General features: G+C 53.8%; 13 protein-coding genes. All 13 read right to left on the bottom strand.

Annotation, left to right across the window (positions count from 1 at the left end):
- Nucleotides 1-10: 10 nt before the first annotated feature.
- The 13 genes from ACTHTJ_RS06400 to ACTHTJ_RS06340 all read right to left on the bottom strand — a co-directional run bounded on the left by ACTHTJ_RS06400 (nucleotide 11) and on the right by ACTHTJ_RS06340 (nucleotide 14,311).
- A complete protein-coding gene (locus ACTHTJ_RS06400; RefSeq protein WP_440360882.1) occupies nucleotides 11-1,843 on the bottom strand; it encodes a hypothetical protein in 1,833 nt (610 codons plus the stop codon).
- Between the two features lie 46 nt (nucleotides 1,844-1,889).
- Complete coding sequence (locus tag ACTHTJ_RS06395) at nucleotides 1,890-2,300, bottom strand: hypothetical protein (protein WP_049335950.1); 411 nt, start codon at nucleotides 2,298-2,300, stop codon at nucleotides 1,890-1,892.
- Between the two features lie 103 nt (nucleotides 2,301-2,403).
- Nucleotides 2,404-6,459, bottom strand: coding sequence for a phage tail tape measure protein (locus ACTHTJ_RS06390; RefSeq protein WP_440360883.1), 4,056 nt, complete (start codon nucleotides 6,457-6,459; stop codon nucleotides 2,404-2,406).
- 109 nt (nucleotides 6,460-6,568) lie between these two features.
- On the bottom strand, nucleotides 6,569-7,327 hold the full coding sequence (locus ACTHTJ_RS06385) for a hypothetical protein (RefSeq protein ID WP_070584928.1): 759 nt from the start codon (nucleotides 7,325-7,327) through the stop codon (nucleotides 6,569-6,571).
- A 12-nt stretch (nucleotides 7,328-7,339) separates the two neighbouring features.
- Nucleotides 7,340-7,804 (bottom strand): phage tail terminator protein, encoded by a 465-nt coding sequence (locus ACTHTJ_RS06380; RefSeq protein ID WP_070584929.1) that lies wholly within the window; start codon nucleotides 7,802-7,804, stop codon nucleotides 7,340-7,342.
- A 1-nt stretch (nucleotide 7,805) separates the two neighbouring features.
- On the bottom strand, nucleotides 7,806-8,237 hold the full coding sequence (locus ACTHTJ_RS06375; protein ID WP_070713235.1) for a phage virion morphogenesis protein: 432 nt from the start codon (nucleotides 8,235-8,237) through the stop codon (nucleotides 7,806-7,808).
- A 3-nt stretch (nucleotides 8,238-8,240) separates the two neighbouring features.
- Nucleotides 8,241-8,651 carry a phage protein Gp36 family protein gene (locus ACTHTJ_RS06370; RefSeq protein ID WP_049323787.1) on the bottom strand — a complete coding sequence of 137 codons (411 nt, stop codon included), beginning with the start codon at nucleotides 8,649-8,651 and terminating at the stop codon, nucleotides 8,241-8,243.
- 58 nt (nucleotides 8,652-8,709) lie between these two features.
- Nucleotides 8,710-9,699, bottom strand: a complete 990-nt coding sequence (locus ACTHTJ_RS06365) for a major capsid protein (protein ID WP_070584930.1) — start codon at nucleotides 9,697-9,699, stop codon at nucleotides 8,710-8,712.
- Nucleotides 9,700-9,721: 22 nt separating this feature from the next.
- Nucleotides 9,722-10,057, bottom strand: coding sequence for an oxaloacetate decarboxylase alpha chain (locus ACTHTJ_RS06360; protein ID WP_070584931.1), 336 nt, complete (start codon nucleotides 10,055-10,057; stop codon nucleotides 9,722-9,724).
- A complete protein-coding gene (locus tag ACTHTJ_RS06355) occupies nucleotides 10,050-11,000 on the bottom strand; it encodes a hypothetical protein (RefSeq protein WP_070584932.1) in 951 nt (316 codons plus the stop codon). The genes ACTHTJ_RS06360 and ACTHTJ_RS06355 overlap by 8 nt, the downstream gene beginning before the upstream one ends.
- Nucleotides 11,001-11,280: 280 nt before the next feature.
- Complete coding sequence (locus tag ACTHTJ_RS06350) at nucleotides 11,281-11,580, bottom strand: glycine cleavage system H protein (protein ID WP_440360884.1); 300 nt, start codon at nucleotides 11,578-11,580, stop codon at nucleotides 11,281-11,283.
- 3 nt (nucleotides 11,581-11,583) lie between these two features.
- Nucleotides 11,584-12,879 carry a phage minor head protein gene (locus ACTHTJ_RS06345; RefSeq protein WP_440360885.1) on the bottom strand — a complete coding sequence of 432 codons (1,296 nt, stop codon included), beginning with the start codon at nucleotides 12,877-12,879 and terminating at the stop codon, nucleotides 11,584-11,586.
- On the bottom strand, nucleotides 12,866-14,311 hold the full coding sequence (locus ACTHTJ_RS06340) for a phage portal protein family protein (RefSeq protein WP_440360886.1): 1,446 nt from the start codon (nucleotides 14,309-14,311) through the stop codon (nucleotides 12,866-12,868). The genes ACTHTJ_RS06345 and ACTHTJ_RS06340 overlap by 14 nt, the downstream gene beginning before the upstream one ends.
- Between the last annotated feature and the right edge of the window lie 20 nt (nucleotides 14,312-14,331).

The following is a 14,331-nucleotide window of genomic DNA, read 5'->3' as shown; positions in this document are numbered from 1 at the left end:
ATTATTTATCCTATACCAATGTTGCATAACCAGAATAACTGTTTGAAACAGTTGTACTTGTATATTCTTCAAAGCTTCCCAAAGCCGTTAAAGAAACAGTGCGCCAATCAGGTATCGCCGTCCCCAGCGTGATATTCCAAACCTCTCCTTTTTCCTCTGCGGTCAAGCCAAGCCCATCAGCAAGACCAACCTGAATGCGATCAGGCTCATCGCAAACATAATCAACTGAAGTAGAGTCAATATAAGCTGGCAATTTAATCGTGCCGTTCAAATAATCCACGTTGCCAGTTGCATCACCCGTTAATTTTCCTGCGCCATCGTCTTGCGCTCTTTTCTTACCGTTATTTTGCCAAGTAAGCACCAGCGTTCCCGGCTTAATCGAATGCCCCAGGGAATAAGTGCACTTCCCGTTTGCCGCCTTGGGCAGATTATTTCCGCCCGTCTTTCCGCCATCAAAAGACGTAAAACCAGAGGAGTCTCCCCATTGGAACACTAAGCGGCTGCCAACATCCGGAAGAGACGGTAGATTAAGCAATACACTGCCTGTTGCAGACGATACCGTACCTACACTTTTACCGGCCTCATCCCGTAACACGCCGTCGCCTGTATCGGTCAAAACATACCAAACGCCCAAAGCCATAAAAGACACTTTTAAACTACCCAAAGCAGGATTAGGTCTAAGCAGAGGGGCAAATGATGTACCGTGATTGGTTTCTTTAATTTCTACCGCAATAGCATATCGAGCGGATGATGATTTAGCACCCGGAACCGCAGTTACCGTGTAATAACCTGTCGGCAAACCACTCAGACGCCCATGAGCGTAATCGGCATTGACGATATTGTCCCCGCTTTTAAGTTGACCGAAGCCATTGTCTGTGTAGTTCCCAATCTTGATACTGCCGGGTAAAACAGCCGAAGGCAAAGTTAAGGTTCCACTATCAACACGCCCCGCAAAAAGCTGCTTTTCCGGCGCAGCGGCGACCCATGCTTCCCCGGGAACCGGGTATTCGTCCGCATAAGGTGTCTCGACTGTCGAGGTCGGTACAAGCTTTTCGTAAATGCTTGACACCGTCAGCATGGCATCTCCTGCCGAAAGGCCGTCTGACACAGGTTTGACACCATAATAAGTCGCGGAATCTGCAACTTGGGTTTCTAAAATCTTAACTTTAGGCGCGGCATAACCTTTGACCGGATAATCGACGCCGTCAAAATCTCGGGTTAACGGATTGCTGATTTCCATTTTGACTACACGGCGCGGCACTTCCTCGACCTCACCGTTTGATTTTGGGATCTCAAAAACTCGCACTTCATCTTCGATGTTGATAATGCGGAAATACTCCGTGATACGGCGCGTCACATCTTTGGTTTTTTCCTCATATTGCAGGCAATAACGCTCGCCGACCTTCGGCAAAGGAGCCTCTACGCGCTGATACGCCTGCACAAGGCGCACGCCTGCCAAATGGCGACCCAATAACGTCATGCGACTTTCCACTGTCGGCACAGAATATGCCTCAATGCGCGGCATAATATCCGCGCGGCTCTCGCCGTAGTTGCGCGCTTTAAACGCCAAGAAAGACACGTTTTCAGAGGTCGGCGGCTCGGTAATGACGAAATGCCCGCCGTAAAGCGGCTCGGAGTCGTTACGCAGGACGGCAGGGTACAGCAGACGCGCGTCCAAGCTGCCCATCGTACGGTCAACGTCCGAGACGGGCGGGAAAATCTCGTTATCCTCGCCGGTCAGCGGCTGCCCGACCATCAAACCGCCGCCGTCAGGCGTATCGGTCATGCGCTGGCTGGGGTAAATCTGCAAATCCTGCTGCGTCAGACGCGTTGTTTTTTCCATGTTTGAAACCTTTTTAAATCCTGTTTAAATCTGTTTTCAGACGACCTTAAAATGTCATCAGGCAGAGCTGGGCAGTGTATCGTTCGCTATCCGTTTCCGGCGTTGAGTAATGCACCGGCTCGACATTGTTCAAAGCCGCGTTATGGGTGCGCCAAATAACATTAAATTCGCGGCCGTCGTAGTGCGTCAGCGTCATCTCCAATTCGGGTACGTCCGTCCAATCGCGCAACGTACGCAAGATACTCAAATCAAGCCACACCCAATCGCCCGATAGCGTAATCGGACGACCGTTTGCCTTAATGCCTTGTTGGATGACCAATCCGCCCGACAAGGTGCGCTGCGGAGCGGCCTGCGCCACCTTGTTCCATTCAAATTCATCGTCCCAGCGCATATCCTGCGGCAGATGTACGGCCACGCCATTGTCTTTCCGTTTCAGCGTCCATTCTTGATTTGCCATTTCAGACGGCCTTTGCGTATTTTTCTCAAAACCCTATTAAAACAAAAGCCCCGAAAATCGGGGCTTGGCATGGTTGCAGTCAGATGGTTGCAGGCCGTCTGAATTATGTCGTGCGCTTTAATGAAGCTTGTAAACTATTCATAAAACCGTTAACAGCTTTCTCGGCAACCGCTTGGTCGCGCTGCGCCAAAATTTGGTTAAGCTTTTCCGGGTCGATATCAACCTGCGGATTGCCAATTTGTTGCAACCGCTGGGCGGCATTACTGTTACCATACGAACCTTGGTTGCGGATTTGCTCTTGCGCGGCAGATTCGGCGCGCTTGCTGCGCTGCCTGTTGTAAATCTGTTGCTGCAAATCGATTTGACGCTGATATTCGCGCGCAACGTCGGTTTGTTTGAGGCGGTTGGCATTGTCGAGTTTTTGTTGCAGCTCACGGATTTTTCTTTCTTGCTGCAAAGAATAAACCGCCTCCGTATTGCCATTAAGCTCGGCAAGTTCGGCCTCAAGCGCGCGGGTTGCATCATGTGCTTCTTGGCGCAGGGCATTCAGCCGGCGTTGGGCATCGGATATCGCATTGCGGAATTTTGTCAGCTCAGTATTCCCCAATTTATCGGCAGCACGAGATGCCGCACTGGCCGCATCGTTCAAGATATCCTGTGTCACTGCGCCTTGAGCAGAAGCATTGGTCAGCCTTTGCATCGCGGTATTCGCGTTGTAAATCTGTTGCGTGTACTCTTTCATCTGAGCAGCGCGGAATGTGGCCTCCATGCCCAACTTAATCCCGGAGAACTGTCGGTTCATCAAATCCAGCTGCTCATTATTGAGCTTGTAAAAGCCTGCCGTTTGCGTCAGACGGTAGCCGTAATCACTAAATGATTTAGATGCATTTGCCGCCGCTTTAGCTGCATTGTCTGCCTCCGCTGCCGCCTCTTTGTTGGCTGTCGCCACTTTTCTGACCGATTGGGCATGGTTTTCCGCCGCTTGCGAGCCTTTTTCATGCGCGGCTTTCGCGGCTTCGCCTGTTTTAGCGGCAGTATCGTTCAGCCCTTGATAGGCGGCTTTGGCTTTTTCCGCACCGCCCGAAGCTGCATCGCCCAAACGGGCAAGCTGCTCCTGCGTCAACAGTGCCGCGTCGCCGCTGGCTTTGAGCTGGTGTTGAAACTCGGCAAATTCCTCCTTGCTTTTAAGTTTGCCCATCATGGCCTCAAAGGCTGCCTGTATCAGCTTGGCATCTTTTTGACCGGCGGCCGCCGCTTCTGTCGAGGCTGTCTGAAAATCAGCAAATGCCTGCCGCGCATCGCTGCTGATTCCCGTCATCACGGCCTTGCTGTCCACGCCGAGTTTCGCGAAGGCGTCGGCAACCTTGTCCGTCGACTCCCTTGCCGTATCTCCGATTTTCTTAATTTCCTCGGCCGTCAGCCCGGATTGTTTGCCTACCTTTTCCAATTCGGCCAAAAGAGCATCGGTTGATTCTTTGCTGTCCATCTGCTTGAGCGCGGCTTGAAACACCCGGCCCATCTGCTCGGCATCATTACCAAACTGAGAGGCAACACGCGAAAAATTGGCAATACCTTCCGCCGCCTTTTTGCTCATGCCGGTGGTTACCTCTTCCGCCGTCAAACCCAAAGCCTCAAGGGCTTTTTGTGCTGCGGCAAGCTCGCCTGTATCTGCGCTGATTTTGACGTTTTTCTTGTCAAGTTCGGCTTTCAGTTCGGCGGTTTTGGTACGCACGTTTTCCAGCTTGATTGCCAGTTCGCTGTAAAAGTCGCTGGTTTCACGACCGTCGGCACGCAAGGCGGCCATACTGTGTTCCAACGCTGACAACTCTGTTGCAGACGCACGATATTCGGCTTGCAGGGCTTTGACGGCGGCTGCCTCTTCTTCGGCAGCTTTTTTCTTGGCGGCGGCGGCTTTTTCGGCAGCTTCCTGGGCTTTTTTATCCGCTATCTCCAACTCACGCTTAATTTGGGCTTCGGTTTTAAAAAACTCGTGATACTTGTCGAGACCGCCGGTGGTAAACAGGCTGTCCAAAATAGCAGGAATACGGGCGAGGTTATCGCCGAAAATTTTTGCTAAATCCGTGTTTTCGCGCAGCCAGCCGCCCACACCACGGCCGACCTCAAAAGCCGCAAAAAGTAATCCGGCATTGGATGCCGCCGTCTTGAGATTTTGAGCCAACGCTCCCGCAGCCGCCGCGCCATTACCGAAACCGTTACCGGCAGCAGCGGATTTGAGTGCGATGCCCAGCTCTCGTGCAGCGACAGTGGTCGACAGGATGGATGCTTTGGTTGCTTCAATTCCGACACGCTGGGTCGCAAACGATGCCGATACCGCACCACCAGTCAGGCGGACAGCCACCTCATAAGCCTTGACGGCAATTGCGCCTGCTGCAAACAGCGTGGCAAGTTGCGTCAAACCCGGAAACTCTTCGGTAATCGCTCCGATTGCACTTGCCACACTGCCGGCCGTACTCGCCAATAGAGACACTAAAGGCAGCAACTTTTCGCCGACCTCGATGGCAACGTTGATGATTTCCTGCTTGGCTTTGGCAATCTGCGCCTCGCTGGTGGACATGGCGTTTGCCACCTCTTTTTGCATCGCGCCGACGACTTGTCCCTTGTCGGCGACCAAGCCCAAAGCCTTTTCATATTCGCCCAACGAGCCGACCAAAAGCGCGATGTCGTCGCTATATTCCGTACCGAAGAGTTGCGAGAGTGTCAGGGCGCGGCTTTGTTTGTCCAAGCCTTCGAGTTTATGCAGGAACTCGGTCAAGGCCTGCTGCGGATTCGCGGCGATATTGGCCGCCATCTCGTCGGCAGACGTACCGATGCCTTCCAAGGCCGCCTGAAATCCTTTGCCCTGGCTTTGCGCGGTTTGCAGTTTTTGCAGCATGGCATTGATGGCGGTCGCCGCCACTTCGGGCGGTTTGCCCAATGCGATAAAGGCGTCGGCAAGCGCGGCGGCTTCGTCGGCGGCCAGTCCGAACTGCTTGGCCGTACCGCCGATACGCGCCATCGCCGCAACAATGTCTTTTTCACGGGCGGCGGTATTGTTGCCCAAAACGTTGATGGCATCGCCGAGCTTTTCCACTTCACCGATTGGGAGCTGGAACACGTTGGCAATCGTCGCGGCGGCATTGCCTGCCTCTTCCGCGCTCATCCCAAAGGCAACCGACATCTTGGACGCGATGGCAGTAAATTCCGACAACTTCTCAATCGGGATGCCGAGCTGTCCGCCCGCTGCGGCAAGATCCGCCATTTCGGCGGCGGAAATGCCCAATTCCGCGCCCATTTTCTTCAGCTCGTCTGAAAGTTGGGCGTACTGCTCGTCCGTGCCTTCGGCGACTTTTTTCACGCCCGCCATAGCGGTTTCAAACTTCATTGCCTCGCGGGTGGCAAACGCCAAGCCGCCCGCACCGCCGACCAAGCCCTGAATCTCCGAAGCAACCTCGGCAATAGACGGCTTCACGCCTTTCAGGCTGGCTTCAAGCTCGCGCACCTTGCCTTCCTGCAACTGCGCCGCCCGGGCTAATTCTTCATGCGAGAGTGTGCCGCTGTTTTTAAGCAATTCGTAGGCGTCTTTGGTCTTTTGGATTTCCTGCCGTGCCTTGTCGTCGGTATCGATGCCGAGCTGAATTTTGGCATCGGCGATGGCTTTTAGGGTTTGTGCTTCGGCAGTCAGGCGGTCGAGCTGCGCCGTTGCGGCGGCGGATTCGGACGACAGGCGCGCCTCTTCGGCGGCAAGATTTTTGACGGACACGCCCGACACCGACATCGCGTCGCGGGCGGCATACAGCTTGCCCGTCAGCTCGGTTTCGCTTTTTGCCAGGCGTTCGGATTCGGCGCGAAGTTTCGCCAAATCGGCCTGCTGTTGCTGCGTACCGCCGCCGCGCATGGATTTCTCCAACGTCGCGGTCAGCTCGTCCAGTGCACGCATTTCTTTAACAGTATTGTCCAATTCCGCCGACAACGCCTTATATTCTGCAATTGCCGCCTGTTGCGCTTGTGCTTTGGCCAGCGTTGCGCCCAGCTCTTTCGCTTCGGTGGTCAGCTTGCCCGTATCGATGCCCGCCGCCTCGATGGACTGTGCCAGCGCGTCGATGTTTTCAACGCCGGACACGCCCGCCTTAATCTCTAAACCTGCCTGAATATTCGCCATGATTTAATCCTGTTTTAAAACCCGTTTAAAAAAGGCCGTCTGAAACCTGCCGCCGCTGCGCCTACACGCAGAAGCCAGTTTCAGACGGCCTTTGTTTATTACCGAATCTTTAGTTGTTGTACGACGTGAAGGAATAGGTCGAAGTCTCGCCCGAAGCCAACACCGCCGTGCCTTTGAATTCCGCCTCATTAAAGTCGTCGCCGAACCAGTCGATACTGCCGTCCGCCGCCAGTACGGCATGGGGGATATGCAGGATGCCGGTCTCGCCGGTAACGCGGTTGCGGCCGTCGACGTAGATTTCCAAGTCCAATTTAGACAAGGTCGCGGCAGAGACTTTATAGCCGCCGGAATCGCGGGTTTTGTATTCGACGATGATGGTTTCGCCGTCGTTGACGGTGTCGGCAGTAGGCAGGATGGTAATCATGCCCAAGGTGGCATTAATGTCGATATGTGCCGCGTCGACAGCAGTTTTGCCTTTATTTTTGACTTTAACGGTAGCCGGATCGATGTTGCCGTGCGCCAGCTTGTACGCCATGCCTTTTTTACCGATGGTTACGGTCTCGTCTGTAACTGCCTGCGCAGTTGATTCGATGACGGCGGCTTCGCCCATCAGGGCAAGCGCGAGGTTGTCTTTGTCGAAAGTATCGAGCTTCAGACCGATTTCGGTAGGCTTGACGGTTTTCAAGCTGTCCAATGCGCTGCCGTAAGTGCCTTTTTGCTTGGACACGCACTCTTTGGTTTCCACGCTGGTCTGTGTGGTCAGGGCAGTGGTGTTGCCGATGTCGATAAAGCCCGAGCCTTTTTGATTGAGGTTGCGTACTTTGACGTCGCCCTCAAAGATTAAGCCGTGGTCGTTTTGTTTTGCCATGTGGCAGCTCCTTTAGTTTGCCGCCTGCACGGTGTCGCAGGCGAATGAAATGGGGTAAAAAGCAAAGCCGTCGTTGTATTCGATGGATGGCGAGGCGATGCGGCGGAAAGGGGTAACGGCATATTCGTCGCCCGCATCCCAGCCTGAAAACGCCCGTTGGATTGCCGTCAGAGTCTCGCCGACCTCGTACAGCGTGGATTTGCCGTTGGCGGTATAGCTTCGTGCGAGGACGAAGGTAAAGTGCAGCGTCGATTTGAGGAATTTGCCGTTTTTCGCTTCGTCGGCAAAGGTCGAGCCGCCGTAAACGACATAGACCGCGCCGTCCAGCGGGGCGGCTTTGCGCTTCGCCATGCCTTGGGCGAGCAGCTCGGCAAGTTCGCCGATCTCCTTGACCGCCTTAATGCCTTTGACGGTTTTCAGACGACCTAGGATTTCGGGATAGACCGCCAATAAGTTTTCATGCTGTTTTAAAGCCATATCAGACAATCAATCCTTCCAGCCAATCGGACATTAAATCGTCAATGTCCTGATAATCTTGCGAAGACAAGCCCAAAAACGGACGCGCCGGCATGGTTTTCGTGCCTTCCTGCACATAAACCGAGTAGCCCATTACCGAGCCGGTAATCACGCTGTTTGCCGATGCCTCGTGCGTAATGCTTGCCAATAGGTTGCCGTGGTCCACCAAAATCCCGCCGCGTCCGTTTTTGGCTTCTGCCGTAGCGGGGCTGACATCCTGCCAGCGTTTGCCGTCAGGCGCAGTTTTGGTTTCGGCGATACGGCGGCGGGTCGAAGATTCGAGGATGCCGCCGATAGCGCGCAAAGGCTCTTCAAGACTGCCGTTCAACCTGCCAGACAGGCGGTTCAGGCTTTGGGCGATACGCGACAAGTCGTGCGATACCGTAATCCGCATTGCCTACTCCTTCAGCCATTCCCGCAAATCGGGTTCGGCATTCACATAAACGGCACACGTTGACGGTCTGCGGTCATCCGATACGCGGCTTTCGTCCAGCATATTCGGATTTTTGACGACCATCTTCAGCCAAGCGATTGCCGACTGATAACGCTCTTCGACAATACCTGTTACCGCATCGTCGTAGAGGTAGTAGCGGGCGATGTCGCAGACTTTAATTTTCAAAACCTGCGGCGCGGTGTCGTTGGTAAAAAACAGTTTCGCCGCCCGAAGGTAGCTTGCCGCTTCTTCTTCCGCGTCAGCGATTGCCGCTGCCATTACTGCTTCGTCTATGGTTTCGTAGTTCTCATGATTCGACCGTTCCGCCATTTCCTGCTCGCCGAAACGCGTAATCATGTCTTGGATGGTAATCATGCCGTCCTCCGTTTTCAGACGACCTTTAAAACTGCCTTAAAGGCCGTCTGAAATCCGTTTAAGACATGGTCAGCGTTGCCAACAACTCGGGGCGCAGCGCAATCGGCAATGGATTGGATTGCATATGCAGGCTCCAGCCTTTGTCGTGCTGCAACTTCTCGCGGCTTGCGTAATACGGCAGGGCGCGGGTGTTGACGGTCGCATTCATGTCGGCAGGCGCGAAATACTCTTTGTAGAGATTGCGGCCAACCGGCAGCAGAATGGCTTTGTCCGCATCGATGTCGGCGTCGCTGCCGAAATGGTTGGCATACTCGATAAAGCGGATGCCTTTGTGGACGAACTCGGTCGGATTGAGCGTATCGCCTTCACGGTAGGCGCGTGCTTCGTCAAAACGTTTGTACACTTCGAAGATGGACTTATGCTCTTTGAGCGCACTCAAAAACTCCATGCCGCAATAGACAACCCAGCCGCGCACTTGCGCACCGTTGAATTTTTGGCGTTGTTCGGACAAGAGTTTGTCCAATACCGCGCCGACTTTGGTCGTGTCTTTCGAAAATTCGATGTCTTGTGTTTTGCGCTGCACTTTGAAATCGGTATTGATGTCCAAAATCACGCTGCCGTCCGCATCCAAAATCTTGCCTTGCAACGCGCCGAGCATCAGGTGCTCACGGGTGTATTCAAGGTCGGATTTGCCGCCGGCCAGCTTTTCGTTGACCTTGTCCATGACGGTCGCGGCTTGGGTTGTGCCGAAAGCACGCAGGTTCTGCACGTCGTCCGCGCGGATGACGTCATGAATCGGCAGGTGTGGGATTTTGACGGTACGCACGGTGCGTTTCGGACTTTCGACCGCCTGGCCGGCCGTACCGCGCTCTTTGCTGGCTACCAAGTGGACTTTGCCGTCTTGGAACTCAATGTCGGCGTAGGTGGTGGTCAGATATTCGGGTTCGAAAATACCCAGTTCGCGGATTTGGCTTGCGCCCGGGTCGATTTTGTTGACGGCGGTGGTCAAAGCCTGCACGCCAAATTTGCTGTTGTCAGATAAAGGCATATTTTTTCCTTATTTCAAATAATTAAGCATCAGATGCACCGAATTTCTGCAGGTTTACGTAAACAATTCCATACGCGTCACCTTCTTTTTTCATAACCGCGTCGGACTGAAATGCAGCTTTAGCCTGGATAAAAATATCCTTACACTCAATGATGCAATTGAGAGGCTGAACAATAACTTTCCCATCAGCTTCATCTGTTAAAGCAACAAGTTTTTTATTACGTAGCGGATACGTCACAAAACTACCCGCTTTAGTACCGGCATCGGCAGCAACAGCCACACGTGTTAACGGCGTCGCTTCATATTTCAAAAAGTCGGAAATGGCAGGGCCTAAGATTTCGGTTTTGGCTTTAGACATAAGAGCCTCCCAATAAGCCTTTGCGGCTGGCTACGGAGAACTTGCCCTCCGCCTCGCCGGTGTGTTCGGATTCGTCTTTGCCTGCGCCTTCACTCAACAGTGCGGGTGGTACGGCAGACTGGGGGGCTTTCGGCGTCAAATCGGCAATCATGGCTTCTGCCGCTTCGATGTCGGCAGACAAAAGCACGGTCATGGTAGCGTCGGACAAGCCTTCAAACTTGCCGTCTTCGCCTTCCTTAAAGCCGGCGGCGGACAATTTCGCCTTGACTTGGTTTTTCTTGGCAGCCGCTTCGGCTTCTTTCAGCTTTTTCTCGGCTTCGGCTTTTTCAGCCTTGAGCGTATCGACTTCCGCTTTCAGGTTGTCAAACGCTTGCTTTTCTTCGGGTGTCATAGATAACTCCAAAGGTTGTTTAAAAATATCCGGCAAGGGGCTGCCGTCCGACAACACCACCGCCTCCGTCTCGCCATCTACGCCGACGGCGGTAAACGATACTTCGCGTATCGCACAACGGCGCAGAATGACGGCCGGCCCGGTTACCTCGTTGCCGTTGACGGACAATACTGCACCCGCCGCCAGCTCCTCGTAGGATTCCGCCTGCGCATAAACAGACATCTCCCACGGGAAGCCTTGGTCGGCGGCTTCGGCGATCTGCGTGCCAAACTCGTTGGATAACAGGCTGCCTTCCGCAATAAGGCCGTCCGCCGTTACCGACAGGCTGCACACGCCCGCCATTTTTAGCGGCGAATGCTCCAGCAGGACGGGGACGGACGCTTTGTGCGATAGCTGGGCCAAATCGACGACCGTCTGACAACCGCCGTAGCCGAACGGCTTGCCCGAATTGGCAACGCCTTTAAAAGTACGCACCTTGTCGGCACCGGTCGCCAAGGCAACCGGCAGCGCGGCGGACAATTTGATTTTGAGGGGGGTGTTGTTCGTATCCATTGCTCCATTTTGCCTTGCCAAGTTCAAAAAGACGGACGGCAGGATTTCACTTCCCAATCCAAATGCAAAAGCCGCCTAAAACCCGAATATCAGGTTTCAGACGGCCTTGCGCAGTTCATCTATTTAAAATTCGATTCAGGGGCGTTTTAGAAGCCTCTAGGATTGATTTTAAAATGCTGGATATATCTTTGCTTGCCCCAAGTATTTAAACGCGCTAAAACGCGAAATTTGAGCGGTTATGAAAAAAGGCCGTCTGAATCGGTTTCAGACGGCCTTTGGATTATATAGACTTGAATCTTGGATCGGCTTCCAGGGCGGCTTTTAAATCGGACTTGTACGGCTTAATCCACTCGGACTTTTCAGCCGCCTCAAGTATCCATCCGCATACACGGGCAAATGCCGCAGCGGACAAATCCGCAATCGAAAATACGCAGCCCGAAAACTCGCCCTGCATTTGCTCGGCGGCCTCCTTGTCGATTTCGGCAAGACGCGGGTACAGATAGTCCAACAATTCGGACGGGGCGGTTTTCCCGCCTAAAAATACTTTTACTTCGCAGCTGACATACAGTTCAGACGGCATGACTTACTCCGATATTTTTACCAATAAGCGGACTTTATCCCGCTGTTCTTTTGGCAATGATAACACATACTGCAACAATTTATGCCGGTTTGCCGCATTCAGATGGCGTAAATCAAGCGGGACGACATCGGCTTTGTTGAAATGCTCTTGAATATTGTCAACCTTCCCTTTCCATGCGTCGGCGGTGTGTGCAAAATAACGGTTCATCAATTCCGCACGTTCGGGATTTTCGGTAAACATAAAATCCAGTTTTACCCATTTCTCACGGGGCAGGTCGTCTGAAACAATCAGATAATCGGCTTGTCCTTTGCCTTTTTCTACCGCCAAATCGAACACTTCCAGCCTGTCGCCCGTTTCAGCCTGCCACGCTGCCGCAGCTCTCGCTTCGTGATCTTTGGTATTGTTGGCAGACTGCTCTTTTGTCAGCCTACGCACTTCTTTTTCCGACACCTTGTCTGACAAAGCCAACACCGCCACTTTATCAGACGGCACGCTATACCGCTTGTCCAGCCACGCCTCACGCTCGGCAATCATGGCGGCTAGTGCCTCTTCGCCGTTTTCCTCGCCAAACAGCGCGTCCATTGCGCCCAATCGGTCGCCGTGATTGTGCGCAAAGCTTGGCGTGATGTCGTCGGGTATCAATACCGTTTGACCTGTGCGCGGATTGGTAAACTCGACCATATCCACATCAGGCTCGCCGCTGATGCCCTCGCGCTCCGCCTGCCGACGGGTCAGGGCGGACACCGAACATTTACAACCGTAGCCGTTGGGTGGGAAGATGACTTTCCAAATGTCGTGATCGACCGGCAGGACTAGGCCGTAGTAGCGTTTATGGCTGTCGCGCGGATGCCCGGCGGCGGAATGGTTGTAGCGCAAATACGGCAAGGCTTTTTTGTTTGCCTGTATCCGCTGCCACTGCCCCGCCGCAAAGGCGGTTTGCATATTGGTGTTGAAGATGGTTTTCAGACGGCGCGTACTGCCGAGCTGTACCAATTTCGGTTCGCCATCCAGCGGGTCGGTCATCACTTGCTCGCCCCACCAGCCTTTAGCCATCAAATACGGTTTTAAACGCTTTTTAAAATCGGCAAACGCCGTGCCGTTTTGTTGCGCGGATTCAATGGCGTCTTTGACTTCGGCAAGCATATCCGCGTCCATCATCTTGGCGACGGTAAAGGCAAGGCTGTGTTGATACAGCCAAACATCGTAATGACTGAATCCGGGCAGGATTTTCTTAGCCTTGAAATGCTCGAAAGCAGCTTTATCGACTAAGCCGGCGAAGTTGTATTCAATCCCGTCCATCGCCCGCTCCGTCGGCCCAAGCCGAAAGGCCGTCTGAAACCAAACGCTGGATCAAGAGATTATCGCCCTGGCTCAAATCAAGTTTGGACAGCTTCACCTCAAATTCGGCGTAGTCTTTGCAGCTTTCCAGTAAACCCAACACCGCCTCCATCTTCGGTCGGGCGATTGCCTGCTCCGCCGTATCAGGCGCATTGCGGGCAAGGCCGTCAGACAGGCGCAGGCTGAATTTGGCGGGCGCAGGGTTTTCAGACGACGCTTTCGGGTCGCGCAGCTCGAAATGTTCCGGCTCAAAGCCCAAGATGTCGCGATAGTAGGTTTCGGTCAACACGAGCTGCCCCGTATCCATATACATCTTGTCGCGTTCGGCTCGGGTTTTATCAACCTTGATTTCGTCTTCAAACTCAAACCATACGCCTTTGGGCGCATTAATCGGCTTGCCGTAGGCGTTGTTGACCATCACAAGCGCGTCGATAAAGTGCTGTGCAGCGCGGGAGAGCAGAGCGAGATACGCGCCGATACGCTCGTCGCGGTTGTTTTCTTCGGTTTCCTGACTGGCGCGGCTGGCGGTCTCAAGGTCGCTGGTTTTGACCTTGCCCAACAGCGTTTTTTGGATGCGCGCATTGGCGAGGTTTTCCAATCGGCGGAATGCCTGACCGTCCGCGCTGTTTTGCAGCATCATCACATCGTCTTCGCGTTCGATGCTCAATGCGCCGCCGCTCACAAAACGGTAAAAACGGCTCATGAAACTGTCGTGGTCGTCGTTGCTGTTGGCTTGGATTTTGGCAATCAAATACGGCTGGGCGTAGCGCGTGATGAATTGTGCCGCATAAATAAAGCCTTTTTTACGCAACGCAACCGGCGCATACAGCCGCGCCGCCGCCATTTCGCCCGCAGGATTGGTTGAAGTGGCGCGGTGGGTAATAAAGAGATACAGCACGTCCGTATTGCAGGCTTCCTCACCGCCGCTGCCGCGATACACCAGCGAACCGTCGCGGTAGGGAACGTATTTCGCCAATTCGCCGCTTTTGTTGCTGATATGCTTAATCGTCAAAAAGCCGTCGGGTTCGGGCTGATAAACGTACCGACCGACACCATAGCCGCCCAGACGCGCCGTCAGGACGATTTCGGCAAGCGCGGGCAGGTGGCGTTTAAGCGTTTTCCATAGACGGTCTTTGTCTTCGTCGCTCAAGTCCTCGCCATAAATGCGCCACGCCTTGTTCTGCATGGCGGAATGCAAATCCTCCAAACAGGCGGCGACCTCATCGTCGCCCGACACCGCATCCAACGCCTGCTGTCTGTCCACGCCGAGACGCGAAAGCAGCGCGTCCGTGCCCTCCATATTGGAAAACAGGCTTTCCAGCGCATCTTCGGTCGCGCTCGTCAATGTCTTGATGGCGGTTTTCCGCGTTGCGCTTTTAATCAATCCGAACATATTTCTTACTCCGAAAGGCC

Source organism: Neisseria sp. P0018.S001 (assembly GCF_051957355.1).
Classification (GTDB): Bacteria; Pseudomonadota; Gammaproteobacteria; order Burkholderiales; family Neisseriaceae; genus Neisseria; species Neisseria subflava_A.
Note: the sequence above shows the minus strand (reverse complement) of the source record. Positions and strands in the feature narration are given on the sequence as shown.

Excerpts from the sequence above, each read along its gene's own strand:
- ACTHTJ_RS06400 (WP_440360882.1), bottom strand. The coding sequence starts at position 1,843 with ATGGAAAAAACAACGCGTCTGACGCAGCAGGATTTGCAGATTTACCCC.
- ACTHTJ_RS06395 (WP_049335950.1), bottom strand. The coding sequence starts at position 2,300 with ATGGCAAATCAAGAATGGACGCTGAAACGGAAAGACAATGGCGTGGCC.
- ACTHTJ_RS06390 (WP_440360883.1), bottom strand. The coding sequence starts at position 6,459 with ATGGCGAATATTCAGGCAGGTTTAGAGATTAAGGCGGGCGTGTCCGGC.
- ACTHTJ_RS06385 (WP_070584928.1), bottom strand. The coding sequence starts at position 7,327 with ATGGCAAAACAAAACGACCACGGCTTAATCTTTGAGGGCGACGTCAAA.
- ACTHTJ_RS06380 (WP_070584929.1), bottom strand. The coding sequence starts at position 7,804 with ATGGCTTTAAAACAGCATGAAAACTTATTGGCGGTCTATCCCGAAATC.
- ACTHTJ_RS06375 (WP_070713235.1), bottom strand. The coding sequence starts at position 8,237 with ATGCGGATTACGGTATCGCACGACTTGTCGCGTATCGCCCAAAGCCTG.
- ACTHTJ_RS06370 (WP_049323787.1), bottom strand. The coding sequence starts at position 8,651 with ATGATTACCATCCAAGACATGATTACGCGTTTCGGCGAGCAGGAAATG.
- ACTHTJ_RS06365 (WP_070584930.1), bottom strand. The coding sequence starts at position 9,699 with ATGCCTTTATCTGACAACAGCAAATTTGGCGTGCAGGCTTTGACCACC.
- ACTHTJ_RS06360 (WP_070584931.1), bottom strand. The coding sequence starts at position 10,057 with ATGTCTAAAGCCAAAACCGAAATCTTAGGCCCTGCCATTTCCGACTTT.
- ACTHTJ_RS06355 (WP_070584932.1), bottom strand. The coding sequence starts at position 11,000 with ATGGATACGAACAACACCCCCCTCAAAATCAAATTGTCCGCCGCGCTG.
- ACTHTJ_RS06350 (WP_440360884.1), bottom strand. The coding sequence starts at position 11,580 with ATGCCGTCTGAACTGTATGTCAGCTGCGAAGTAAAAGTATTTTTAGGC.
- ACTHTJ_RS06345 (WP_440360885.1), bottom strand. The coding sequence starts at position 12,879 with ATGGACGGGATTGAATACAACTTCGCCGGCTTAGTCGATAAAGCTGCT.
- ACTHTJ_RS06340 (WP_440360886.1), bottom strand. The coding sequence starts at position 14,311 with ATGTTCGGATTGATTAAAAGCGCAACGCGGAAAACCGCCATCAAGACA.